Source organism: Gilliamella sp. CG16, from assembly GCF_046635785.1.
Taxonomy (GTDB): domain Bacteria; phylum Pseudomonadota; class Gammaproteobacteria; order Enterobacterales; family Orbaceae; genus Gilliamella; species Gilliamella apicola_I.
On the sequence record NZ_JBIDFL010000002.1, the window covers coordinates 193,262 to 219,169 of the forward strand.

Sequence of the window (25,908 nt, forward strand, 5' to 3'; positions counted from 1 at the left end):
TTTATCATGAGTGAAATTATCTTAGATCTGCAAATAGCAACAACGCTAACTGATCGCCTTCCCACTGAACAACAAATCATGCAGTGGTTAAACGTTATTCTGCCTCAATTTATGGATCAAGCAGAAATAACGATTCGTATTGTTGATGAAGCTGAAAGCCAACAATTAAATCATACCTATCGACAAAAAAATAAACCGACCAATGTGCTATCTTTTCCTTTTGAGTCGCCAATTGATATTGAAGTGCCACTTTTAGGTGATCTCATTATTTGTAAACAAGTCGTCGAAAAAGAAGCACAAGAACAACATAAATTATTAATTTCGCATTGGGCTCACATGATAGTGCATGGCTGTTTGCATTTACTCGGTTATGATCATATTGTTGACGAAGAAGCAGAAGAAATGGAAAGTATCGAAATTGATATTATGAAACAGTTAGGATTTGATGATCCTTATCAACCCATTGACTAATTAAAACAAATCATTACACTATTCTCATTCAATTTATAATTCACATTAACTAAGCTGAGTATAAGAATCATTTACATCATGCAAAATAACTAAGGAATCAAGCAAATGAGTGATGATAATCACCGGAGCCCTAAAAAAGGGTTTACTTTATGGTTAAGTCAGTTATTCAATTCAGAGCCCAAAGATAAAGAAGAACTGATTGAAGTAATTCGTGAAGCCGAAGAAAACGAACTGATTGATCCTGATACTCTCGACATGATCGAAGGAGTAATGGATATTGCAGAACAGCGTGTTCGCGATATTATGATTCCTCGTTCTCAAATTGTAACAATTAAAGATAATTACACGCTTGATGAGTGTTTGAATATTATTTCTGAACATGGACACTCTCGTTATCCTGTCATAAGTGAAGATAGAGATCACATTGAAGGTATTTTGTTAGCTAAAGATCTTCTTATGTTTATTCGTCAAGGTGTGGATAATTTTGATCTGAAAAAAATTTTACGCCCTACTGTTGTTGTGCCAGAAAGCAAACGTGTTGATCATATGTTGAAAGAGTTTCGAATGGAACGCTATCATATGGCTATAGCTATCGATGAATTTGGTGGTGTTTCGGGCTTAGTCACCATTGAAGATATTTTAGAGTTGATTGTTGGTGATATCGAAGATGAATTTGATGAGATTGAAGATCGTGATATTCGTCGCTTATCCCCTCAAGTCTATACTGTTCGAGCACTGACACCTGTTGAAGACTTCAACGATGTTTTTAAAACCGATTTTAGTGATGAAGAAATGGATACCATTGGGGGGTTAGTCATGCAACATTTTGGACGTTTACCCTTACGAGGCGAAAGTATCACTATTGAAGGTTATCAATTTAAAGTGACCATTGCCGATCGTCGACGGATCATTCAGCTTCATGTCACTATTCCTGAAGGGGCAACCGTTCCTAATCTAGAGTTACCTGAAAATGCTTAAACATCTGGCATTAGCTATAATTTTCGGGAGTATCGCTGTTTTCAGCTATGCTCCTTTTCAGATTTGGCCTTTAGCATTTATATCCTTTGCAGGACTGTTATGGCTCATAGCTAATAAGTCTAAAAAGCAAGCGATGCTGATAGGGCTTTGCTGGGGAATCGGCTATTTTACAGCCGGTGTGCATTGGATTTATATTAGTATTAAACAGTACGGCGAATTGCCATCATCTGTGGCATTAATCATTTTAGGATTTTTGATCCTTTACCTGTCACTTTATCCAATGCTTTTTGCGCTATTACTTAGCTGCTTAAAACGATTTGCACCGCCGTTTTCATTGAAACAGCTAGTCTTTGCTGCTCCTATTTTTTGGCAATTAACTGAATTTTTACGTGGTTATATTTTAACTGGTTTTTCATGGCTTGAGTTAGGTTACAGTCAACTTGACAGCCCATTACGAGCTTATTTTCCCCTTATTGGTATAAATGGTGTGACACTATTAACCACCATTTTATGTGGTTTAATAACATATTGTTTGTATAGACTTAAACAAAAAGCTTTCACAAAGCACTTTTTTGGTGCATTAATTGCACTTTTTACGATCTCGATTGCACCATTTTTATTCAATCAGATCAATTGGACTAAGGTAGATAATCACAGAGTAGCTAATTTTGCGTTGATACAAGGTAATATAGCACAATCATTACGGTGGTCTCATCAACAACTAAATCAAACTATTGATACCTATACCAAATTGACCAAAGCAAACTTTGGAAAAGATAAAATCATTATCTGGTCAGAAGCCAGTATTACAGATTTTGAAATAAATCAACAGTCATTATTGCAGTATCTTGATAATCAAGCCAGAGCAAATGAGACAGAAATCGCCGTTGGTATCATCGATTATCGTTTCAATGGAGGAAGATATGATGATGACGGTAATGTGTATAATACGCTACTGGTATTAGGTGATAAAACACCTTATGAATATCCAACCAATAATCGGTATCAAAAACACCACTTAGTGCCATTTGGTGAATTCACTCCATTGGAAGCCGTACTTAAACCGATTACGAATCTATTGGGTATTCCCATGTCATCGATGCAATCAGGTGACATAAAGCAAGCACCATTAATAATGAAAGGGTTTAAATTTACTACTGTGATTTGTTATGAAGTGATTTTGTCTGATTTAATGTGGCAAAATTTTTCAGCTAATACTGACTTTTTACTGACCGTTTCTAATGATGCTTGGTTTGGTAACAGTATTGGGCCTAAGCAACATCTTCAAATGGCACAAGCCAGAGCATTAGAGTTTGGTCGTCCTTTGATAAGGAGTACCAATAATGGCATCACAGCCATTATCGATCATCATGGTAAAATCATCCAACAATTACCCCAATTTGAAACATCAGTGTTATCTCAAACCTTATCCCCTACAATCGGTTTAACACCTTATGCAAGATGGGGAAACAGACCTTATTTAATTATCATGCTTCTTATGACACTTCCTTTTTTTATAAAAAAAAGGAAGTGATGTTGAGACTGGCATAATTATTGCTTAAATCTAACTAATTCTGATTAAAATTACTTCGTTCAGTTGTGACAAAATTTTGGTCACAATTGTTCGCATCTAGCTCCAATGATATATAAATAAACAGTAAAAAGTACTTTTATAGTAAAAAATAAGTTATAATATACTCCCTTTGTAAAAATATTAAATATATTTAATATGATACAAATTAAACAGTAGGAGATGAGTATGAACATAAAAACAAAATTAACCAAATTAGTGTTATCATTTGCAATGTTAGGTCTAATAAGTGGTTCAGCAGTTGCTGAAGAACTGACTGGCACATTAGCCAAAATTAAAGATAGTGGTGTGATTGTTGTTGGTCATCGTGAATCTTCTATTCCATTTTCCTACTATGGTAAAAACCAAGAAGTGATTGGCTATTCACAAGATTACTCTAACTTGATTGTTGACGCCGTCAAAAAAGAGTTAAATATGCCTGATCTTAAAGTAAAATATTTACCGGTTACCTCTAAGACACGTATACAATTACTGAATAACTACACATATGATTTTGAATGTGGTTCAACAACCAATAATCTTGAGCGTCAAAAAACGGTTGGTTTTTCAAATAGCATCTTTATTGTTGGTACACGTTTTTTAGTTAAAGCGGATAGCAATATCAATAGTATTGAAGACCTTAAAGGTAAGAACGTTGTAACTACGGCAGGAACAACGTCAGAAATTCGTTTAAATCAAATCAACAATAAGGAAAAATTAAATATTCGTATTATTACACCAAAAGATCATGGTGATGCATTTAATGCGCTTGAAACCGGTCGAGCAGCAGCATTTTTAATGGATGATGCATTATTAGCAGGAGAGCGTTCTCGTGCCATTAATCCAAGTGAATGGAAAATTATTGGCGAACCACTTTCTTATGAATCTTATGGTTGTATGTTAAGAAAAGGTGATGTCCAATTTAAGCAATTAATGGATAAAGCAATTGCTGATGCTCAAACATCCGGAAAAGCATTAGAATCATATAACAAATGGTTCACTCAACCTGTGCCACCAAAAGGGGCCAATATGGAACTTGAAATTTCACCAAAAATGGTTGAGTTATTTGCAAATCCTAATGATAAAGCATTAGATTAACACTTTTCTTCTCTTTCTAATCCCATGTACTAAATGTGAAAACATTTAGTACATAATCTAATTTATGTGAATTAAATATATTATGAGTTTTAATCGAATACTAGCTTTGGAACCTTTTACAGCCTTTTGGAAACATCTTTGTGATTCCATAATGAGCTTTAATTGGATGCTATTTTTTGAACCGACACCTTATGGAGACGGTATTTACTTAAACTGGCTACTCGATGGCGTTTTTGTGACAGTTTCGTTAGCAATCACCGCATGGATCATTGCATTTATACTAGGATCATTGGTTGGTATTTGCCGAACATTAGACAACAAGCTGTTAAACAAGTTTGCTGCTTGCTATGTCCAGCTATTCCGTAATATTCCTTTATTGGTACAAATGTTTTTATGGTATATGTTATTTCCTGAATTATTAAGCGGAAGTTTCAAAACATGGTTTATGTCTGAACTGTCCCCAAATATCAGTGCGTTTATTACCGCTGCAATTGCGTTGGGATTATTTACCTCTGCACGTATCGCTGAGCAGGTAAGAACAGGTATTCAAACATTGCCAAAAGGTCAACGATATGCGGCAATTGCTCTTGGTTTAACAAACAGACAAGCGTATTGTTATATTTTATTACCGAATGCTTATCGGCGCATCATTCCGCCATTAACTTCCGAGATGACCAATATTATTAAAAATTCATCCGTTGCTTCTACAATTGGGTTGATCGACTTAATTGGACAAATCGAACGTATCAATGATGCAACAAACTGTATTATTGAAGTGTTATGTGGCGTAACGCTTGCTTTCGTGTTGATAAACTATGCGGTTCTTTTCATTATGCGAAATGTTGAAAAACACATGCGTTTACCAAATATGAGTCAAGGAGGATAATATGCAGTTAATTAATTGGATTGCCGATATCCCTTCATTGGTCATTGAAAATTATCCATTATTATTAAGTGGATTATGGTTAACAACCAAAATTACTTTTATTGCCGTTGTTTTTGGTATAGTTTGGGGAACGGTACTGGCGTTAATGCGTCTATCAAATATTAAAATATTGAATGTTTTTGCCAAGTGCTATGTCAATTTATTCCGTTCCATTCCACTTTTATTAGTGCTGTTATGGTTCTATTTGGCACTACCACAGGTTATTAAACATTTGTTTAATCTTCCTCCTTATGCAGATGTGCGTATTGCTTCGGCTATGATTGCTTTTGCGCTTTTTGAAGCCGCTTATTATTCTGAAATTATTCGAGCAGGAATTAGCGCTGTTGCTAAAGGTCAATATCATGCTGCTTATGCTTTAGGAATGACAAAAAGCCAATCCATGCGTTTGATTATTTTACCTCAAGCATTCAGATCAATGATTCCATTACTGTTAACTCAAGGAATTATTTTATTCCAGGATACGTCTTTGGTTTATGTAATGAGCTTAATTGACCTGTTTGGTGCAAGTGTCACTCAAATTGGTAGTGTGCAAGGCGGCACAGTCAAATATTCTATGATTATTTTTGCAGCAGCAATTTATTTTATAATTTGTTTTACTGCTTCATGTTTAGTTAATTATTTCAAAAAAGGGATAAGTCGATGATCTCCTTAGAAAATGTATCAAAATGGTATGGACAATTTCAGGTATTAAAAAACTGTACTACACGAGTTGGTAAAGGTGAAGTTGTCGTGGTTTGTGGTCCTTCTGGATCAGGTAAGTCAACGCTGATTAAAACGGTTAATGGTTTAGAGCCCGTACAAAAGGGTAAAATTATTATTGATGGCACTGAAGTGACCAGCAAATCAACTAATCTAGCAAAATTACGCTCTAAAGTCGGGATGGTGTTTCAGCATTTTGAACTGTTCCCACATTTAACGATTTTAAAGAATTTGACGTTAGCTCAAATCAAAGTGTTAAAACGATCTGAAAAAGAAGCGCGTGAAAAAGCATTATCATTGTTAGATCGTGTTGGTTTACTTGCACATGCCAACAAATATCCTGCGCAACTTTCTGGCGGTCAACAACAGCGTGTTGCCATTGCACGTGCACTCTGTATGGATCCAATTGTCATGTTGTTTGACGAACCGACTTCAGCACTTGATCCTGAAATGGTTAATGAAGTGTTAGATGTCATGGTCGAACTAGCTTATGAAGGCATGACCATGATGGTGGTGACCCATGAAATGGGCTTTGCTCGAAAAGTGGCACATCGTGTTATCTTTATGGATGCTGGCGAGATTATTGAAGATACATCTAAAGAGCAATTCTTTAGTAACCCAGAATCAGATCGTGCTAAAGACTTTTTAGCAAAGATTATTCATTAATATTTAAAAACAAAAAAGCACTTGTTATTTCATCAAGTGCTTTTTTAATTTCTCTCTTTTTAAGCTGAGCAATACAGTCTTAAATTTTCAAACAAACAATGACTGATCCTTTTAACGCGTTATGCTATTTATCTTTTTGATTTCCATTAAGAAGATTGTAAATGGCTCAAAGTTATTACATTAGATCATTTGAAACAAATAATATACTTGGTGTTATTTTTTATTACTTCCTTTAATTTGCTGCGCTAAACCACTTTCACGATGTATTTGGTTTTTTACCGATAACGCTAAAATTTTACTTTCAGCATAAATCGCTACCGTTCTTTTCGCTCGAGTAATCGCCGTATAAAGTAAAGAACGATTCAACAATGGTGAATAATCAGTAGGTAAAATAATATTTACATGATCGAACTCCGATCCTTGCGATTTATGAATCGTCATTGCATAGGCGGTTTCGTGTTCTGGCAATCGATAAGGTGAAAAACCTTTAATTGATCCATCCGAAAAAGGAAAATAGACCCGTAATTTTGACTTATCATGTTCAGCGGTGAGCGTAATACCAATATCACCATTATACAATCCCAAAGCGGTACTGTTTCGTAAAATCATAATCGGTCGACCGATGTACCAGCCGTCCTTATGCTTTGGCTGTATTAATTTATTCTTAATGAGTAACGATTCAATTTGCTTATTTAAACCTTGTACACCAAATAAACCTTCCCTGACAGCACACAATAAACGATATTGTGCAAATTTTTCTAGAATTAAAGCTATATCATTATTGCCATGGTGCACTATCGCATCTAAATAATGCTGATAATGTTTTACACTATCGTGTAATAAAGCTTGATAAGATGATTTTGATGACAAAGGATGATAATTAATGTCATCCAATATTTCATCTTCTAATAACTGGCTAACTTTACTGTCATATCCTTCTTTTACTGCATTAGCTAATAGTCCAATCCCAGAAGATTCATTAAATCGGTAACTCTTTTTTAACAGACAAATACTATCGGTAATAGAAGCGACACTGGGTATAGAAGGAACGACATATCCGGTTAATTGGCTCAGTTCTGATGCTCTTGACTCACTATATCCATTCTCAATAAAATGACAAAGATCACCAAATACAGCACCCGCTTCAACTGATGAGAGCTGATCTTTATCACCTAATAATATTAAACGCGCTGATGGCGGTAATGCCTCGATCACTCTCGCCATCATATTTAAATCAACCATAGATGCTTCATCAATGACTAATACATCTAAATTAAGTGGATTTTTTTTATGATAGGTAAATGATCGGTTATCCGCTTTTGCACCTAATAATCGATGTAAGGTTATTGCTTCTGTTTTATTATTTAAAGATTCAAAAGGAAGCTTATTTAAGGCTTGGCTTAGTGATTCAGTCAGTCTTGAGGCCGCTTTACCTGTGGGTGCTGTCGTGACAATTCGAGCAGTAGGTTGTGTTTGTAAAATGGCGGCTAAAATTTTGGCAACTGTTGTGGTTTTCCCTGTCCCAGGCCCCCCTGAAATAATCGCAACTTTACGTGTTAATGCCACCGCAACAGCGACTTTTTGCCAATCTATTTCGGTGTGATGTTCGGTAAACAATTGATCAAGTATGGTGTTGAAATTAACGCTGCTATCTGTTTTTTCATTAAATGTTGTATGATTAAAATAGTATGCAACATTTTTTTCATCTAACCACATTCGTTGAAAATAGAGTTTGTTGTTAATAAAGATTAGTGGCGTTAGCGTAAGACCATCACTCACAACCTGATTATTTTGAGCTTGTTTGAGTGTATGTTTCCAATCAACATCTTGAGGGGATTCTAAATCTAACCATAATTTTGGAGCAATGGATGACTGATTTAATAAAGTAAGATCAAGGCAAACATGCCCTAATCTTACCTCTTTACTTAGTGATAGCACCATATAACTAAAGCGTTTAAGTGTGAGATCATCATTTAATTTTGCTTTATGACTTAAAAATGCAGCCAAATGAATGTCAAGTAAACTAATTTGACTGTCTTGTTTAAATTGGTTTAACCACTCGTTTACCATGCGTAGTTTCTGTTTTAACTGATTTATAATCCAATTATATCGTCAACATCATCTTTTGAATAAGATAATTTAAAACTTAAATTAAGATTTTTACTTTCGTTTGGATTTAACTTAAATTTCCACGTAAGCTTACCTGTATCTTTGTCATAGTCCGCATTACCATATTTAACATCATCCAGTGATATGGCTTTATTTAAGATTACCGGTAACTGATCATAAACAATAATATCTATCGGTAATGATTTATTGTTTTTTACATCAATCGTATAAGCATATTTTTGTGAAATACTGTTACCAAAGAAAGAAGGTTTAGATGTTTCATTCACATTGCGATTACGATTGATCAAAATATTTTTATCACGTCCTAAAGCGATGTCGAGAGTATCTTTAATATATTTGGTATCGATAAAACTTTCGCCAATATAACTACCATTGAAAAAAACTGTCAATTTTCCTGGTAAAAGATTGAGTCTATCCCAATCTGTTATTTGTGCCTGTAAATAGACATAGTTATTGATTTTTGGTGTTGCAACGTAATGATAATTTGCTACAACCTCTCTGTTTTGTAAGATCAGGATATTATCATTTTGATTTGATAGTATAGGGTAAGATAACTTCAAAGATAGTACTTATACCTAAAGTGTTAATCGTTGCATTATTTACAGTATTTGTATGACTCAATGACATCATATCATCTCTATCTTCTAACAATGGATAACCAATACCTAGCCTGTAATCACCCATATCGGGATTACTGGTTTTTATATACCAAGGAGATAAATTAGGGGCTGTTATTCCTTCGCTAGGATTCGAGGTGGATAATTTAAAATCAATGTTTTTCCAATCTAAACCGCTGTTTTGATGAATTTCAGCTTTATAAGTTAATTGTACTGGGGAATTAATATCATCAACACGTACATCATAAGTGGGATTCCAACTTGCTTCATTGGTAACATAAGATAAAGTAATCGGTAACGTGATATCTTGATCTGAGTACACTTTAACATCAATTGCATTCGTTAAGTTTTTTGTTGTTCTTGCTAACTTTTCAAATTCTTCCTGACATTGTTCGATTTGTTGTTCAAGTTGTTGGATTTCCTTTTCTAATGTGTATTGTTCGCTGAATGCAGACACTAAATTGGCTTTAATAAAATCCAATATATTTTTCATTCCGTTTACATTATCATTAGTCACTTTAGTGAGTTGATCTAAATGGTTTCCTTGTAAAAGGTTGATTTGCTCAGATACAGCTTTTAATTGAATTGCAGTAATATCATATTTTTCCTGCAATTGCTGTAACTTTTCAAGTAATGGTTTGGTATCATGATTTTGTTCATCATTATCAACATAGTTCTTATTTAATGAAGTCGACAATACTTTTACGTTGTTATTATTAAACCCAATACTTATCGAATTTGCTTTTGCCCCATTGGCAATACCTGTTAAAACAATTGCATTTTCACCCTTTTTTAATGAAACTATCGACTGACCTTGTAATTCAGCACCTTGTAGAAACAACGTTACCTTATTGAGTATTACGTCATTAGCGGCTAATACGTTGCTTGATATTAACGCACTTAATAATAATAATTTTTTCATTGTTTTTCCTTTGTTTATAATAAATTTACATTTTTCATTTTATTGAACTATTCCCGCGGACATGACTATTTTGTCTTAATTAATAAAAAAATCTAATATTTTTTGATATTTTTTTTGTTTAATATATTGAACATTTTATAAAATTAATATAAATTATGTTACAGATATAAAACACAAAAAGAGAGGTGTTGCTATGAGTAATTTTAGCTATCTAAAACAGGCAATTAAGCGAAAAAATTTATCCCTACAAACCGTTGCCGATGCTTGTAAAATGACAAAAGGTTATTTAAGTCAACTTATCAATGATAAAGTTAAAAATCCTAGCGCACAAAAATTACAATCTCTACATCACTATTTACAAATAGAAGAATCGACGATAAATAAAAAAGTCGGTGTTATATTTGGTAAATTTTACCCTTTACATACTGGTCATATTCATTTAATTCAACGGGCGATTAGTCAAGTCGATGAACTTTATGTTGTGCTCTGTTCAGATACTTTCCGTGATATGGCACTGTTTGAACAAAGTGCAATGTCTCGCCAACCAACAATTAATGATCGTATTCGTTGGTTACTGCAAACGTTTAAATATCAAAAAAATATCCATATTGAATTATTAAAAGAAGATGGAATTCCTGCGTATCCAAACGGTTGGCTTGAGTGGAGTGATCGTGTCAAAAAACTATTTAGAGAAAAAGGCATAAAACCTAATTGCGTCTATTCGAGTGAACCTCAAGATGTCGCTATGTATAAAGATTTATTCGATTTAGAAACAGTACTTATCGATCCAGAACGGAAATTTATGCAAGTCAGTGGGACTCAAATCCGTCAAGCACCGCTGCAAAATTGGCAATATATTCCGACTGAAGTAAGACCATTTTTTGTTAGAACCGTTGCTATTTTAGGCGGAGAATCCAGTGGAAAATCAACACTGGTTAATAAACTCGCCAATGTATTCAATACGACTAGTGCATGGGAATATGGTCGTGATTATGTATTTTCACAGCTTGGGGGGGATGAACGTGCCTTACAATATGCTGATTACGATAAAATCGCATTAGGTCACGCACAATATATTGATTTCGCAATAAAGCATGCCAATAAGGTCTCTTTTATTGACACTGATTTTGTCACCACTCAAGCTTTTTGTAAAAAATATGAAGGTAAAGAACACCCTTTTTTACAGGCGATGATCAACAACTATCGTTTTGATTTGGTGATACTGTTAGGTAATAACACGCCATGGGTTGCTGACGGACTACGTTCGCTAGGCAGTCCAAAACAACGTAAAGATTTTCAACAATTACTTATCTCAATTCTTGAAAAAAATAATATCAAATATATTCCAATTGATTCGCCTGATTACGAAGAACGCTATTTACGTTGTATTGAATTGGTTAATCAACTTATTAATGATAAAGAGTATTAATTATGAATAAATTAAGTCATCTTGCTATATTTATTGGACGTAATAAATTTTACCCTCTATTTTGTGTACTTTGTGTTACGTTAGCCTTTTTATATACTGATCCTTTTACCCATTTGAATTTACGTTATTTTGTTTCGTATATTGGTGCTTTTTGTGGGCTACTATGTGTTATTTTATTGGCTAAACGCAAAAATATGGGAAATGTTATCGGTATGCTGGCAGTGGTTGCTGAATGTTATGCCAACTACTTGGGTAACAATATTGGTGCAGGCTTGCCAACTTTCTACTATTTTGGATCGCATATTGTTGGGTTAATCACTTGGGAAAAAAATCAAGACTCACATAAAAATGTTAAAGTGCGTTCGTTGAGTGAAAATGCTTTTCTATATACCCTGATTTTTTTAATCGCAGCAGTATTTTTCAACGTCTACTTAACCAACGCAATTGGTGTTGAAAATACCGTTTATCAATTAATTACAAACTGTTTTATCTTCGGATTAGGCGTTGTAGCTCAACTACTATTAATGATGCGTTATTCATTCAATTGGTATTTATGGGTGATATTAAATGTGTTAGTGATTGGGTTAAATATATATACAAATAATATCGTAATCGCAACGCAATACTTAATCTACCTGTTCAATGCCATTTACGGGATTTGTGAATGGAAACAATCTGAATCAAAACAAACGACCTAACATATTGTTTATCATTAGCAGATTGTTGTTAAATGGATAATTTAATAAGCAAAAAATAGAAAATAATAAACTTATTTTCTATTTTTTGACTAGCAATGAGATAAACCTAAATTGATATTTTAATTTTTGAAGTTACCCTATCAAGATATTGGCATTAACATAAATAAACAGCCATTATTCAATTTCACCTTTCACCAAAGGTACAAATTTTACTTCGCCCATATTTTTCGTTATATAACTATCGCCATTACGCTCAATTAATTGTAAAACCTGATGGTTTACCCCTACGGGTATCACTAATCGACCTTTATCTGCTAATTGTTTAACAAGATTAATTGGTACTTCAGAAGCGGCTGCGGTAACAATAATACCATCAAAGGGACCACGCTCTGGCCACCCTAACCAACCATTACTATGTCGAGTGGCAATATTGTGAATGTCGAGTTGTTTTAAACGACGTTTAGTATTCCATTGTAAACTTTTGATTCTCTCGATCGAACAGACATGATCAACTAATTTTGCCAAAATTGCCGTTTGATAACCTGAACCTGTCCCTATTTCAAGAACTTTTGAATCGGGTTCAAGCTTTAACAATTCAGTCATTCGGGCAACGATATAAGGTTGTGATATAGTCTGTCCACTACCAATGGGCAAAGAACGATCATCATAAGCTTGATGAGAAAGGGCTTCATCAATAAAATGCTCTCGAGGTGTTGAGGCTATCGCGGCTAATACACGTTCATCTTTGATTCCTTGCTGACGCAATAATTGAATTAGAGACTGCATTTTTAAACTTTGCATGTTAGTTACTCATTTCCTGTAATCAATTCTCGTATTACACTTGTTGCATAACAACCTGATGTTAAATAGAAGTTAATCTCAATACTATTATCATTTATCCATTGCCAATTAAGTTGCTGAGGACGCAATAATATCGAACGTCTTGAGGTTTCAAGACGCTCTTTTTTAAATAATTCAGTAAATAGTGACCAGTTGACTAAACATTTTTGCTCAAATTCAAGTGAGCAAGATTGAGTACCAAGTTGAGAATCCCCTATCATTGGAGCAGTAATATTAACTTCCCCGTTTAACAGCCGAGATTGTAACAATGAAAGGTCATTTGATTGCGCAACAAACCAACTTCCTCGTTGAGCTAATTGCAAAATATCACCTTCTAAAACGGTTTGATGTAGACCTTGTTCTATACGTTTACTGACAACATCATTAAAAATGGCACTTCGTGCTGCTGAAAGATAAAAACTCCGTTTTTTACGATCTTTAACGGTAATTTCACCATTAGCCCATTTTAATGCTTGAGTTATATTATTATCATCTCGGCCAAAGCGCTGTTCGCCAAAATAATTGGGTACGCCATGTTGTTTAATGGAAGCTAATTTTGATTCAAGTTCAATAGTATCACTTAAGTGAGTTAGCTTTATTTTAAAATAATTACCTTTTAACGCACCTATTTTTAATTTTTTATTATGCCTTGTAACCTTTAAAATCTGACAGCCTGCCAAATCAAAACCAGTAAAATCAGGTGATTCCTTTCCTGGCATATGTAAACTGAACCATTGCCGTGTCACCGCATGGCGATCTTTAAGACCGGCATAACTCACCAATTTAGACGAAATACCGACATATTTAGCTAACTGTTCAGCAACAAAAATAGTATTATAATCTTTTTTTTCAAGATAAACTAAAACATGTTCACCTTCGCCAGTTAATTCAAAACCAAGATCTTCTGTCACTACAAAGTCTTCATATTGTTGCTTGTATTGTCCCGTTGTCTTCGGCTTTCCATATAAAAAATTAAGTTCTGCTAACACGAATAATGCCTATTATGTAAATGAATCAATTTAACGTTTTTGAGAAAGTAATACTACCGCTTCACATGCGATACCTTCTTTGCGACCAGTAAAACCTAGTTGTTCAGTCGTGGTGGCTTTAACACTGATTTGATCAAAATGAACATTGAGATCTTCAGCAATATTAACTCGCATCTGATCAACATGAGGACGCATTTTGGGTTCTTGTGCAATAATAGTGGTATCTAAATTGACCAACTGGTAACCTTTTGCTTGAACAATGCCATAGACCTCTTTGAGTAATATTCGACTATCAATACCTTTATATTTAGAATCAGTATCAGGAAAAAGTTTTCCAATATCGCCTAGTGCTAATGCGCCAATTAGCGCATCAGTAATCGCATGTAACACAACATCACCATCAGAGTGTGCAACCAAACCATATTGATAGGGTATTTTTACACCAGCTAAGGTGATGGGTCCTTCCCCTCCAAATTTATGAACATCAAATCCGTGCCCTATTCGCATAAATCACCTTTGTGCATTTGGTTAGTTAAAAAAAATGAGGCCAGAGCTAAATCTTCTGGATGTGTAATTTTTATATTATCCCGACGGCACTCAACTAATAGAGGATGTCCACCAGCATATTCAATCGCTGAGGCTTCATCAGTAATTGGCACATGATTATTTAAAGCAAGTTGTAAACAAGACTTCAACTCACCAACCTTAAATAGTTGAGGCGTTGCAGCCCCCCACAAATACGTACGATCTTCTGAAGATTCGATAACGTTGTCATTGGTCCGGTAAGCTCGTTTGACAGTATCACTGATACGCGTTGCTAAAATAGCACCTTGTTGTGTTTCAAACACGGTGTTTATCAAACGATTTATATCATTATGATCAACACAAGGTCTGGCTGCATCATGCACTAAAGCCCATTGTTTATCATTTAAAACCTGTAGCCCAGCTAAGACTGAATCAGCACGCGTTGAACCACCTTTGACAACATGAATTCGAGGATGAGTTGCAATAGGTAGAGTTGCAAAAAGATGATCTTTAGCATGGATAGCAACAATAATCTTGCCTATTCGTGGATGAGATAGTAACTTTTGTAATGTATGTTCTAAAATGGTCATTGAACCAATTTTAAGATACTGTTTAGGCGTTTGGCTATTCATTCGGCTACCAATCCCAGCTGCCGGAACGATTGCAATAATATTACTCGTGTTGTTCACATAATGCCTTATTATTGATGAGAATTTGAGTCGATAATGATTCGGTAAAAATATTCATTAGGCTTAACCATGCCTAAATGGCTACGTGCTCGCTCTTCTATCGCTTCTGAACCACGTTGCAAATCATTAATCTCGGCAAACATCTGTTCATTACGGACTTTAAGTTTATTGTTTTGTTCATGCAAGCTTGCAAGCATTTGCACATTTTCTTGATAATCATAGACATTATTTTTTCCAAACCATAAAGAGTATTGCAGATAACCAAGTAACACCAGCAATATTAATACTATTTTCCATTGCCTCATACGTTTAATTTTACCTTTAATCTAGATACATTTTACTGGTTTAGGTAATCCAGCCAATTTCGTTGCTTGTTTTGCTGGTCCTTCTGGGAATAATTTATATAAGTAACGGCTATTGCTTTTTTCTGGTCCAAATTTTTTTTCTAATGCTTTGACTAATGCTCGAATCGCAGGTGACGTTTTATATTCCAAATAGAAATCACGAACAAACAAGATAACATCCCAGTGCGCCTGAGTTAATTCGATCGATTCTTGTAACGCCAGTTCTGGCACAAGTTCAACAGACCAATCCTGCCAATTTTTTAAATAACCGTTATCATCTGTTTTTATCTGTTCTAACATTTTTTTAGTACGCTGTTTTATTTTCTGGATATTATACTCAATTATATGCAATCCAACACTAATTTTGATGTTTAAAGTCACAGTATGGAGCCAATAATGCTTAAAATTGACGAAAATTAAAGCAAACAAGCTTTTTTTCAAAAATAGCTATTTACAAATAAGTCCGACTCCTTTAATATTCACAGCCATTGCGGAAGTGTGGCTGAGCGGTTGAAAGCACCGGTCTTGAAAACCGGCGAGGGGCGACCCTCCCAGAGTTCGAATCTCTGCGCTTCCGCCATCTTCTTCAAAGAATCAACGTTTCCATATTCATTGGAATTCAGGTCTAATCGATCTTTTCTAACTTTTATTCTGATTTTTTAAAATAATTAATTATTGCGTCAGTGGTGGAATTTTTTCTTAAGTTTTTTCGCCAAATTAGAAAAATATCGATTTTTAATTTTAAATCTTGACTCCTAATTAATTTTTTATATGCAACTCCCTCAACTTTTGCTTGTGTCATTGACTGAGGCAATAGCATCATTCCTTTACCTAACGATACTTCAAGTAACATAGATAAATTATCTTGTAGTTCTGCACGCCGTACAATTGGAAGTTTGAGCGTTTTAAATACTCGTTCACACTGTTCATAAAAAACAGGATTTAAGTATTGTTTAAACCAAAAGAGTGGTAAATCGGTCACATCATCAAGATCTACTCTTTCTTGCTTACTACAGGGGTGACTAGTAGGTAAAACTAAAATCATCGGTTCTTTATAGACTAATAGCGAATTTTCGTTGATATCTCTCATTTGATAATCAGAAACAAAAGCAAAATCAATATTTTCTTTTTGTAGCTCTAACAACAGCTCTTTGGATGTGTAGTTGTGTTTATAAATTTCGGTTTCTTCGCTAAAATCCGACAAAAATAATCTAAAGTAAGGAATAAAGTCAAAACAAAGTGTTTTAGTTGTCCCTAGCACTACTTTTTTCACTTCTCTCGATTTGATCGATTTGGTTATGGAACAAAGATCATTTAATAATCGTGTTGCTTTTGATTTAAGATCTTCTCCTTCTTTAGTTAAAACCACATTATGGGAATTTCTCAAAAAAAGGGTGACCTTTAACTTTTCTTCTAAATCCCTGATTTGAATTGAAAGCGGTGGTTGGCTTACGCCTAACTTTTCAGCCGCTCCTCTAAAACTACGTTCTTCACAAACTGCTACGAAATACTGCAACTGCTTTATAGTAGGTAATCTTTTACTATAAATATCCACTATGCCTTAAACCTCTATACATTTAAATCCACATAATTTTCAATATGTTCTTTGAAAATTCTTACTCTATTAGGCATGTAATTTCTATCCTTAAATATTAAATAAATAGGTCTAGTGCTGCCAATCCAATCTGGTAATATTTGTATCAACTCCCCCTTTAATATACTATTTTTGACAAATTGAGATGGGACAAAGCAAATTCCCATTCCTTCTTTTGCAGCCTCAATGATCAGTTCCGTATCATCCATGACTAAACATGGGATTGACCTCACTTCATAATACTCATTTTGGGTTTTATTGGTCAGTGACCAAGTTAAATTATGATTAATATTGATTAAATTTTTATCCAATAAATCAATTGGATGAGCACAACCACCAATTCGTTCTAAATATTCTTTAGAGGTACACAATATATTTTTGGATAATAAGATTCTTTTAGCTACCCAACTGCTATCGGTTAGATCTCCTACTCGGATAGCAATATCAATATTCAAATCAGCCAAATCGACAACTTTATTAGTTGCCATCAAATCTATTTTTATATCTGGGTATTTTTTCATAAAAGAAAAAATACACTTACCAAACCATTGATGTGTCAGGCTTATTGGTGCTGTTATTTTAATTGTGCCCGATAATTTTATATAATAATCATTTAAATTTTCAGCTGTTTCGACAAACTCCTCTACTAAATTGGTAAATTTAGCAATATACATTTGTCCCAATGTCGTCAGCGTTATTTTTCTACTGCTTCTGAACATCAAAAGACCACCAATAGCTTCTTCTAACTGAGTTAAGCGCCTACTGATTGTCGGAGATGGTATTGAAAGCTTAGTTGACGCTTTAACGATACTACCTTCTTTAATTACATTAACAAATATGAGTAAGTCATCGATTGATAATTTCATTTTTGGAATTTAATGTTGTTATTTTGATCATAGTACTATAAATGAATTCTAAATAGAATGAAAAATAGTTTATTTATAATTTTTTATTTTAAGAGGAAAAATATTCATGAATATATTTGTTACTGGTACAGAAAGTGGAATTGGTCATCAAGTGGTAAGCATTGCTTTATCACAAGGGCACAAAGTTTTTGCTACTTATCTGTCAGAGAAAAAAATAAACGAGCTTAATTCAGATAGTTTATTTACTTACAAACTTGATTTGACAGATCCACTACTAATTAAGAATGCAATTTTAGAAGCCGGAATACATTTGGGAACCATAGATGTTTTAATAAATGTCGCTGGAGTATCATATTTTAACGATCCTTTCACAACAACAGATACAGAGTGGGTAAATACACTTAACGTCAATGTAAGTGGATATTTTTTCTTAACCCGTGGAATACTTCCTTTTTTGAAAAAAAGTCAAAATCCTCACATAATTAATATTTCATCAATATGGGGATTAAAAGGAAGTAAAGATATGTATTCTTATTCAGTGTCTAAACATGCAGTACAAGGTCTTAGTGAAGGATTAAAAGAATATTGCAAGCCTATAGGTATTAAAGTTTCCAATCTTGTTTTGGATAAAGTTGACACTGATTTTAGAGAACATATGGAAAAATATATAAGTTTTAACGATGAACAAAAATCTCGCATGCTTAAACCAAGTAATGTTGCTGAAATAATCATGTTTTTAATTAATACGCCGAAAGAGTTATTAGTGTCATCAATAACGTTAGATGCTTTTTTATGGAAATAAGGAAGATTAAAATGAAAAACAATAAATTAGCTTTTTTACTTGTCACTTTATCTGCCTTTTTTTGGGGTTCTAATTTTAATGCGGGCTCGATTGTTGTGGCATCTGTCACCCCTCTTACAGCTGCATCTGAACGTTTTATTATCGCTGCTATTGCCATTTTTATTTTTATGCTTATTAAAGATAAAAATAATATCATTGCATTTAAATCAAATTGGAAACCGTATACTCTTCTTGGTTTATGTGGTATCACCGGATTCAATTTGGCTTTCTTTATGGGATTACAAACAACATCTCCGATTAATGGTGCACTTATCATGGCAACGTCACCTATCACAACAACGTTAATTGCGTCAATTGTTGATAAATATCGAGTGTTATGGTCACAAGTAATTGGCATGTTAATAAGTTTGGTTGGTGTGATTTTTGTTATCAGTAATGGCGATATTAATAATATTATCAAGTTGCATTTTAACCGTGGTGATTTAATCATTTTATTGGGTAATTTAGCCTGGGCAATCTATACTGTCGGATGTCGTAAATTTATCAGCAACTCAACACCACTACAAACCACAAGTTTTACCATGTTAATAGGTACAGTAGGCATTGTTCTATTTACAATATTTCAGGGTAATTTAGTGAATGCAATCATTAATATTTCATTGTGTCATCACTTAATACTTATTTACATGGGAATAATTGGTTCAGTACTGGCTTATTTATTTTGGAACGTCGGTATAAAAAATCTTGGTGCGGCAAAAACGTCTGTATTTTTCAATTTAGTCCCCGTTTTTACTCTATTATTGGCTTTTATAAATGGCTTGATACCAACTGCTTTACAGTTAATCGGTGCTTTCATGGTGATTGGTGGCGTTATAGGTGCAACAGGTGCGTATAAAACTGTTATGAAAAAGGATTAATCAAAACGATGTAATAAATATATTCACAAACTGATTTAATAGTGTGGCAACTGACCACATTATTGAACAAATATCTTTATTAGCGAGTTTTGTCATGGCAATTCAGAATATCACAATACAATAATATGGCGATAACAGATTAATCATAATAAAACTCAATACCCATCTTTTTAGATCAGACAAATGGAATTTAGTTATTCAAATCCTTGCGTCAATATCAAAACACACTCTCTTGAATGATTTGTGTATAGCACTCTGCCTTTCATTCTAAATTTCTAACCATCATCACGAAATCATATTAAGAAAAACATTTAATTGGCAATTAAATCATCAAGTTAATGTTTAATAATTCCAATCAAATTCAATCGACTTAACACAGAAAATATTCTCTTTGATATCAATTTCATATCACAAAATAAGTATTTTTGTATTTTGTTATTTCCGTTTAGTCTTTCAACAGTTGTACAACTAATGATCACTTTTGTATATCAGAAAGAGGAAATAAAAAATGCCATCACAATATTTATTAATAAACCGATATCCTGTAAAAAAAGAAAAAGGACAGGAAATTGAAACATTCGCTTTAACCAAATCTAAAGATCTTATCAACAAACATAGTTCTTATATTTCGGATGATAAAGAAGAATTGATTGAATTTATCGAGTTAGGCTCGTTAAATGAATTAGCAGATTACGAAAAAAGTTTTGCACAGGATTTTACCGAATATGCTAACTATCTGTGCGGCGATATTAAGCGTGAATTACTTTTTTATGTTGAAAGTCCTATCCGTTCCGTTACTGTCATTCCTCAAACAAATTTTGTTCAACTTCGTCATGTCGAAGTATTACCTACAGCCTATAACGCTTATTTAAAATGGCGCAACGAAACTATTTTCAATGTTGTTAAAAGTAACGCTGACAAAATCACTTCTTTTGATGCTTATCATTCACTCATTAGCCAAATTCCTGGCGTAATGTTTATCTCATGCTTTAACGGAGCTATTGAAGATTACATAAAACCATTTACAGATGAGCATTACAAAACGATTGTTGCACAAGCAGGAGACAGCTACATCACCGGTGGTAAAGAAGGACTTTATACAAAAATCTATAGAAAATTAGGTGGTTAATAGATTTTCACTATTAATTATAAGGAGAATCATTTTGAATAAATTAGTTGTTGTTGGCGATAAATTCAATGAATTTGCAAAACTTGATGGAACGATTACGTTAAGCCAACTTGCCATAATGGCACAAATGCCTGCAAAAGTTTTTAACATTAAAAATCATTTATTTCCTGGATTGGGGTGTAAAAATGATGAAATAAGTAAATTTAACATTAGCAACAATAGCCCTGAACATTTGGATTTGAGTTCATTATTTTCATTTTATGGTAATAATTTTGCACCGAATATTTATACTCATCAACACAACACTTATAACGTGCTAATCGGTCAAGCAAAAAAATTGGATCAATCTAATTTTGAATTACCTTTTATTCTTGATGAAAGAAATATGCTTATGGGTGATCATCAAACTGGTAGTCATGTACAGGGAATGATTATTACTGAAGCTTTCAGACAAACTTTTATTGCAATAACAGAAGAATTTTTTCTCGCAAAAGAAAATAAAAAAGACACCTATTTTGTCATCAATGAAATGAATGTCAATTTTGAAAACTTTTTATTTCCTTTACCAGCCATCATTCATTTTGAACTTCTCGACATAGACCAAAATAATTATCGGTCAAAGTTGAAAGCCAAAATAACAATCAAACAGGCAAATAAAATTTGTGCCACGATGTTGACCAGTTACGTGGTATATCCGGCGAAAGAACTTTTAGAAAAAGAATCAAAGTTAGCTAAAGATGCAGTGGCTTTATATTTGATTGAATATAAAAGTTTTATGGCATAAAAAAGGAAAGCGTTATGTCAAAATTCCAATTAATTCCAACAACACAAGGCCCTTTATATCCACCTTCTGAAGTGGTTGATAAGCACGGTAACTTTGTCGTTGTAGGAAATTTAATCAAGGAGAATAATGCCATCTCGTGGGGGATGGCGTTAGTTTCCCCAAAAAGCCAATTACCCAAATTTGGTGAAACATGTGCTTATACAATTACTGAAGAATTAGATATTAAAAATGAAAAAAGACTCGCAGAAATAGAGCTTTTTACATTACCGCTTCCGCTACCTTTAAATAATTATCCAATGGTCTTTGCACCGGAACAATGCCCTAATGCTTCACAAATCCAACGCCCTAGTCTTCCATTAAGTAATGGTTATATCTATGACTATCGGGAAAATGACGGACTTCGAAAACTCAATAAAATTGTACTGAGTGATTGGTTAAAAGCGCAAGGAACACTTGATGTAACCATTGATGGTTCCGTTGCTCGATTTGATTTTTGTTTTAAAAACTTAATACCAAATAGCCTTTACACCGTAATGAGCTTAAGAGAAAAAGATCTTAATCCGCAAGAATTAACCCGCCCTGGGCCTTTAGGAATTCCTAATGTTTTTGTGACTGATAATAACGGTTTTGCTAACTATTATGCCATTTTGAACAATCCTTTTCCAAAACATGAAAAAGACAGTAATCGAATTATCAACGTCATTGTGCTGTTCATGAGTTCACAACAGTCTTATGGCGGTGCAATTGGATATTTTGGACTAGGAGGCGATGTCCATGCCCAACTCAAATTGAGTCAAATAGATTTATTTGACCATTTAATTACAACCCCAATTAAGGAGAAATAACATGCCACATATCAATATTATCAGCTGGCCGATATCTGATGATGAAAAAGCTAAAAAATTACTCGAGGAAATAACAGTTGCGACGCATAAAATTTTAGGTTGCCCTATCGATAAAATCTCGATTAGCCTTCAAGAAGTTTCCCCTTCACGGTAGTCAGATGCAGGCGTGATAGGAACTGATCCTAACTTTCTAACCAAAAGCAGGGCTTATATAAGTAAGGACTCTGAGCATGATGCAAACAAAAAGTAATACAAATCAAGCTATAGCTGCATTTTTTGATGTGGATGAAACACTTATAACGATCAAAAGTATGTTTAATTTTTTTGAATATCTGTCTGAAGTAAAAAAACTTCATGATCTCAAAGTTCAATTTGATGACGCATTCAAACAAGCAAGAGCTAACAATCGACCAAGAGAAGAACTCAGTTCCATGTACTACCAATTACTTTCGGGTATGAGCATGGATGAACTATTTTCAATCGGTAAGATTTGGTTTGAGCAAAATGTTGTCAACAAGAATGCCTTTATTCAAAAAACAGTTGATCGCTTACATCAACATCAAACTAGAGGCGAACGAACAGTATTTGTTTCTGGGTCAATGCTACCGCTTTTAAAACCGATTGCTGAATATTTAAAAGTAGATGACATTTTGTGTGTTAATCCGGTTGTTGACCAACAGCGAATTTTGACAGGTGAAATTACAGGGATACAAACTATTGGAGCGGGTAAAGCCACCGCAATCGAAAAATTTGCCTTAGAACAAGGAATCGATTTAAGCAGTAGCTACGGGTATGGAGATGATATTTCTGATTTAAATATGTTGTCTTGTGTCGGTCATTCTGTTTACGTCGGCGATCATCCTACGATGTTACAACTTGCCAAACAAAATAACTGGCAAGTTTTATGATTTAAAAAAAGCAATGTTAAAGATAATTAACATTTAGATTGGAGAAATTTTAATATGGAAGAAATTGTAATTGTAGCGGCCAAAAGAACCGCTATTGGAGCATTTCTTGGTAGTTTTGCTGACATACCAGCAACAGAATTAGGCGCAATGCTCATTAAAAATATGCTAAAAGAATCGAATATTCCTGCTAACGAAATCGATCAAGTCATTATGGGACAAGTTTTAACCGCAGGTTGTGGACAAAATCCAGCAAGACAAACAGCGATCAAAGCAGGTTTACCCGAAAAAGTAACGGGATTAACGGTGAATAAAGTCTGTGGTTTGGGTTTGGTGGCTATCAATTTAGCTGTTCAAGCAATTAGAAATGGCGATGCGCAAATGATCATCGCAGGAGGACAAGAAAGCATGTCAACCGCAGCGCATGCTGTTAAAGGAATTCGTAAAGGTAACCGTTTAGGGAATTCGGCATTAATTGACACACTCGTTCATGACGGATTAACCGATGCCTTTCATCAGTATCACATGGGGGTAACAGCTGAAAATATTGCAGAAAGTCATCATATTACTCGTGAAGAACAAGATATTTTTGCACTGTCCTCTCATCAGAAAGCCTTAAATGCAATACAGAATAATTGTTTTGCCAATGAAATCATTCCAATAACTTTAGCCACCAAAAAAGGTGAAGTCGTGATTGATAAAGATGAAGGACCGAGAGAAACAACACTGGAAAAATTATCAACATTAAAACCTGTCTTCAAAAAGGAGGGAGTTGTCACTGCCGGTAATGCATCATCCCTTAATGATGGTGCAGCAGCGGTAATAGTATGCAGTAAACAAAAAGCAATATCTTTAGGATTAACACCTATGGTCACGATATCTGCTTTTGCCAATACTGGTATCAATCCTTCTGTTATGGGGCTGGGTCCGATTAGTGCCATCGAAGCTTGTTTGAAGAAAACAGGTATGTCTATTGATGATGTCGATCTGTTTGAATGCAATGAAGCATTTGCTTCGCAATCTTTAGCTGTCCAAAAAGTATTAGCGTTAACTAACGATAAACTTAATGTTAACGGTGGTGCAATTGCATTAGGACATCCGATTGGTGCATCAGGTTGTCGTGTCTTGGTTACACTTATACATCAACTAATATCACAGAAACTCAATGTCGGTATTGCTGCATTATGTGTCGGTGGAGGTGAAGGGGTGGCAATGAGTATTCATCGAAATTAAAGAGGAATTAGATTATGGAATCAGGCATGAAATCAATACAGAAACAAGAACAATCAACTACAAGTATTCTTGTTTCTGCCGTACTTATTGTGCTTTTGGTCGGTTCAGTTTATATCAGCCAACTCATTTTTCAGGAAATTTCAAAAAGTTTTAACATTGATATTTTAGATGCAAGAAGTATATTTAGCTTATCTTGTTTTTTCTACGCTATTTCCTTTTTTATTTATGGTCCATTATCAGATAAAGTATCAACAAGATTTTTAGTGGTATTTGGGAGTATTGGGACCATTATTTGTCTTGGTTTATCTGGTATCGTCGAATCATTCAGTCTCTATTTAATCATTATGTCATTAATCGGTTTTTTTGCAGCATCAGTTCCGGCTGCATTATTTGCCTATACGGCTAAGAATACACCTAATGAAAAATTGCCTCAAGCAATGGGAGTGATGATTTCCGCCTCTATTGTCGGTATTATTTTTAGCCGTAGTGTAGTAGCCATGATGACTGATTATTGGTCTTGGCAAATTGCCTTCTTTATTTATGCATTGTTAATTGTTTTTGCTTGTCTTTTTATTCCAATGGGTATAAAAAACACGAACAACAATACTTCCAACATGAGTATCGCAAGTACTTATCTCACCGCGGCTAAGTTACTGCTAAATAAAACGGTACTTATTTTTCTGTTTGTTGGTTTTCTTCTGTTTTTTGTTTACCTTGGATTATCATCATTATTAACCTTCTATTTAAAAGGCTCGCCTTTTTATCTTTCATCAACGGTATTAGGATGGTTAAACTTTGCAGGAATCAGCGCCGTCATTGGTACTATCATCACAGGCAAATTATCTCAATTTATGACTAAAGGTAGATTATTAATTATTTGCCTTGTATTTGTCAGCATATCAGTTATCACTATCGGATTTAGTACCAATTTATTTTTTATCGCCTTAGGTATTTTTTGTTTATTTCTTTTTGTGTTTGGACTGCAACCTATAGTCATTTCAATACTTAATCAAATTGTACCGATTAATTCAAGAGGCGCTATTTCTTCTTTATATCTTTCATCTTGTTTGGCTGGAGGAAGTATTGGTACTTACGTATTAGGTATTTTCTATGAGAACTTTAATTGGAATGGGGTAATGATTACCAGTATTAGTCTGACGATCATCAATATAGCGATAGCGCTATTCGGTCTCAAATTAACAAAATAATAGGAAAAAATAAA

General features: G+C 34.1%; 29 protein-coding genes and 1 tRNA gene. 19 read left to right on the forward strand and 11 right to left on the reverse strand.

Annotation, left to right across the window (positions count from 1 at the left end):
- The first annotated feature begins 6 nt into the window (after positions 1-6).
- The 7 genes from ybeY (at position 7) to ACGH47_RS03345 (ending at position 6,428) form a co-directional block, all read left to right on the forward strand.
- Complete coding sequence (gene ybeY / locus ACGH47_RS03315; protein ID WP_411622732.1) at positions 7-471, forward strand: rRNA maturation RNase YbeY; 465 nt, start codon at positions 7-9, stop codon at positions 469-471.
- A gap of 105 nt (positions 472-576) precedes the next feature.
- Entirely contained in the window at positions 577-1,449 is an 873-nt protein-coding gene (gene corC, locus ACGH47_RS03320; protein WP_267378026.1) for a CNNM family magnesium/cobalt transport protein CorC, read from the forward strand.
- Entirely contained in the window at positions 1,442-2,983 is a 1,542-nt protein-coding gene (gene lnt, locus ACGH47_RS03325) for an apolipoprotein N-acyltransferase (protein ID WP_411622733.1), read from the forward strand. Before corC ends, lnt begins: the two co-directional genes overlap by 8 nt.
- A 225-nt stretch (positions 2,984-3,208) precedes the next feature.
- A complete protein-coding gene (locus ACGH47_RS03330) occupies positions 3,209-4,117 on the forward strand; it encodes a glutamate/aspartate ABC transporter substrate-binding protein (protein WP_267351577.1) in 909 nt (302 codons plus the stop codon).
- Positions 4,118-4,268: 151 nt separating this feature from the next.
- Positions 4,269-5,003: an amino acid ABC transporter permease gene (locus tag ACGH47_RS03335; RefSeq protein WP_065559143.1), complete on the forward strand. Its 735-nt coding sequence runs from the start codon at positions 4,269-4,271 to the stop codon at positions 5,001-5,003.
- Position 5,004: 1 nt separating this feature from the next.
- Positions 5,005-5,706, forward strand: a complete 702-nt coding sequence (locus ACGH47_RS03340; RefSeq protein ID WP_267351580.1) for an ABC transporter permease subunit — start codon at positions 5,005-5,007, stop codon at positions 5,704-5,706.
- Positions 5,703-6,428 (forward strand): amino acid ABC transporter ATP-binding protein, encoded by a 726-nt coding sequence (locus tag ACGH47_RS03345; RefSeq protein ID WP_065559141.1) that lies wholly within the window; start codon positions 5,703-5,705, stop codon positions 6,426-6,428. Before ACGH47_RS03340 ends, ACGH47_RS03345 begins: the two co-directional genes overlap by 4 nt.
- 213 nt (positions 6,429-6,641) lie before the next feature.
- On the opposite strand, the gene recD is transcribed toward ACGH47_RS03345, so the two are convergent.
- From recD to ACGH47_RS03360, 3 genes are read right to left on the reverse strand one after another with little or no spacing between them, the layout of a single operon-like run.
- Positions 6,642-8,498 (reverse strand): exodeoxyribonuclease V subunit alpha, encoded by a 1,857-nt coding sequence (gene recD / locus ACGH47_RS03350; RefSeq protein WP_411622734.1) that lies wholly within the window; start codon positions 8,496-8,498, stop codon positions 6,642-6,644.
- A 23-nt stretch (positions 8,499-8,521) separates the two neighbouring features.
- Entirely contained in the window at positions 8,522-9,118 is a 597-nt protein-coding gene (locus tag ACGH47_RS03355; protein WP_411622735.1) for a DUF4139 domain-containing protein, read from the reverse strand.
- Complete coding sequence (locus ACGH47_RS03360; RefSeq protein WP_411622736.1) at positions 9,081-10,097, reverse strand: mucoidy inhibitor MuiA family protein; 1,017 nt, start codon at positions 10,095-10,097, stop codon at positions 9,081-9,083. The genes ACGH47_RS03355 and ACGH47_RS03360 overlap by 38 nt, the downstream gene beginning before the upstream one ends.
- A gap of 193 nt (positions 10,098-10,290) precedes the next feature.
- Between ACGH47_RS03360 and nadR the strand changes: the two genes are divergently transcribed.
- Together nadR and pnuC are read left to right on the forward strand one after the other, a co-directional pair.
- On the forward strand, positions 10,291-11,526 hold the full coding sequence (gene nadR, locus ACGH47_RS03365; RefSeq protein ID WP_411622737.1) for a multifunctional transcriptional regulator/nicotinamide-nucleotide adenylyltransferase/ribosylnicotinamide kinase NadR: 1,236 nt from the start codon (positions 10,291-10,293) through the stop codon (positions 11,524-11,526).
- A 2-nt stretch (positions 11,527-11,528) separates the two neighbouring features.
- The gene (gene pnuC / locus ACGH47_RS03370) at positions 11,529-12,224 is read left to right on the forward strand and encodes a nicotinamide riboside transporter PnuC (RefSeq protein WP_411622738.1); all 696 of its coding nucleotides are present in this window, start codon (positions 11,529-11,531) and stop codon (positions 12,222-12,224) included.
- A gap of 174 nt (positions 12,225-12,398) precedes the next feature.
- On the opposite strand, the gene ACGH47_RS03375 is transcribed toward pnuC, so the two are convergent.
- The 6 genes from ACGH47_RS03375 to ACGH47_RS03400 are packed head-to-tail and all read right to left on the reverse strand — an operon-like array spanning position 12,399 to position 15,911.
- A complete protein-coding gene (locus ACGH47_RS03375) occupies positions 12,399-13,025 on the reverse strand; it encodes a protein-L-isoaspartate(D-aspartate) O-methyltransferase (protein WP_267378011.1) in 627 nt (208 codons plus the stop codon).
- A 5-nt stretch (positions 13,026-13,030) separates the two neighbouring features.
- Complete coding sequence (gene truD, locus ACGH47_RS03380; protein WP_411622739.1) at positions 13,031-14,053, reverse strand: tRNA pseudouridine(13) synthase TruD; 1,023 nt, start codon at positions 14,051-14,053, stop codon at positions 13,031-13,033.
- A 30-nt stretch (positions 14,054-14,083) separates the two neighbouring features.
- Positions 14,084-14,560: a 2-C-methyl-D-erythritol 2,4-cyclodiphosphate synthase gene (ispF, locus tag ACGH47_RS03385; protein ID WP_267359168.1), complete on the reverse strand. Its 477-nt coding sequence runs from the start codon at positions 14,558-14,560 to the stop codon at positions 14,084-14,086.
- Positions 14,551-15,267, reverse strand: coding sequence for a 2-C-methyl-D-erythritol 4-phosphate cytidylyltransferase (gene ispD / locus ACGH47_RS03390; RefSeq protein WP_411622740.1), 717 nt, complete (start codon positions 15,265-15,267; stop codon positions 14,551-14,553). Before ispD ends, ispF begins: the two co-directional genes overlap by 10 nt.
- Before the next feature lie 11 nt (positions 15,268-15,278).
- Positions 15,279-15,572, reverse strand: a complete 294-nt coding sequence (ftsB, locus tag ACGH47_RS03395; RefSeq protein ID WP_267351592.1) for a cell division protein FtsB — start codon at positions 15,570-15,572, stop codon at positions 15,279-15,281.
- Positions 15,573-15,593: 21 nt separating this feature from the next.
- Positions 15,594-15,911, reverse strand: coding sequence for a TusE/DsrC/DsvC family sulfur relay protein (locus tag ACGH47_RS03400; RefSeq protein WP_065559132.1), 318 nt, complete (start codon positions 15,909-15,911; stop codon positions 15,594-15,596).
- A 192-nt stretch (positions 15,912-16,103) separates the two neighbouring features.
- On the opposite strand from ACGH47_RS03400, the gene ACGH47_RS03405 reads away from it, so the two are divergent.
- Positions 16,104-16,191: transfer RNA gene (locus ACGH47_RS03405), tRNA-Ser, on the forward strand.
- A 66-nt stretch (positions 16,192-16,257) separates the two neighbouring features.
- Here ACGH47_RS03405 and ACGH47_RS03410 read toward each other — a convergent pair.
- Both ACGH47_RS03410 and ACGH47_RS03415 read right to left on the reverse strand, forming a co-directional pair.
- Positions 16,258-17,166, reverse strand: coding sequence for a LysR family transcriptional regulator (locus ACGH47_RS03410; RefSeq protein WP_267351597.1), 909 nt, complete (start codon positions 17,164-17,166; stop codon positions 16,258-16,260).
- Between the two features lie 14 nt (positions 17,167-17,180).
- A complete protein-coding gene (locus ACGH47_RS03415; protein WP_411622741.1) occupies positions 17,181-18,071 on the reverse strand; it encodes a LysR family transcriptional regulator in 891 nt (296 codons plus the stop codon).
- A gap of 106 nt (positions 18,072-18,177) precedes the next feature.
- Here ACGH47_RS03415 and ACGH47_RS03420 point away from each other — a divergent pair, with 106 nt between their 5' ends.
- The 9 genes from ACGH47_RS03420 to ACGH47_RS03460 all read left to right on the forward strand — a co-directional run bounded on the left by ACGH47_RS03420 (position 18,178) and on the right by ACGH47_RS03460 (position 25,894).
- A complete protein-coding gene (locus ACGH47_RS03420) occupies positions 18,178-18,873 on the forward strand; it encodes an SDR family oxidoreductase (protein WP_267351601.1) in 696 nt (231 codons plus the stop codon).
- Between the two features lie 11 nt (positions 18,874-18,884).
- Positions 18,885-19,790, forward strand: a complete 906-nt coding sequence (locus tag ACGH47_RS03425; protein ID WP_267351603.1) for a DMT family transporter — start codon at positions 18,885-18,887, stop codon at positions 19,788-19,790.
- A 508-nt stretch (positions 19,791-20,298) separates the two neighbouring features.
- Positions 20,299-20,919, forward strand: coding sequence for a hypothetical protein (locus ACGH47_RS03430; protein ID WP_411622742.1), 621 nt, complete (start codon positions 20,299-20,301; stop codon positions 20,917-20,919).
- Between the two features lie 34 nt (positions 20,920-20,953).
- Positions 20,954-21,703, forward strand: coding sequence for an AfsA-related hotdog domain-containing protein (locus ACGH47_RS03435; RefSeq protein ID WP_411622743.1), 750 nt, complete (start codon positions 20,954-20,956; stop codon positions 21,701-21,703).
- Positions 21,704-21,717: 14 nt separating this feature from the next.
- Complete coding sequence (locus tag ACGH47_RS03440) at positions 21,718-22,548, forward strand: hypothetical protein (protein WP_267377992.1); 831 nt, start codon at positions 21,718-21,720, stop codon at positions 22,546-22,548.
- Position 22,549: 1 nt separating this feature from the next.
- Positions 22,550-22,702: a tautomerase family protein gene (locus tag ACGH47_RS03445; protein WP_411622744.1), complete on the forward strand. Its 153-nt coding sequence runs from the start codon at positions 22,550-22,552 to the stop codon at positions 22,700-22,702.
- 76 nt (positions 22,703-22,778) lie between these two features.
- Positions 22,779-23,456 (forward strand): HAD family hydrolase, encoded by a 678-nt coding sequence (locus ACGH47_RS03450; protein ID WP_411622745.1) that lies wholly within the window; start codon positions 22,779-22,781, stop codon positions 23,454-23,456.
- 54 nt (positions 23,457-23,510) lie between these two features.
- Complete coding sequence (locus ACGH47_RS03455; RefSeq protein ID WP_411622746.1) at positions 23,511-24,686, forward strand: acetyl-CoA C-acetyltransferase; 1,176 nt, start codon at positions 23,511-23,513, stop codon at positions 24,684-24,686.
- A gap of 26 nt (positions 24,687-24,712) precedes the next feature.
- Positions 24,713-25,894, forward strand: a complete 1,182-nt coding sequence (locus ACGH47_RS03460) for an MFS transporter (protein ID WP_411622747.1) — start codon at positions 24,713-24,715, stop codon at positions 25,892-25,894.
- Positions 25,895-25,908: the final 14 nt, after the last annotated feature.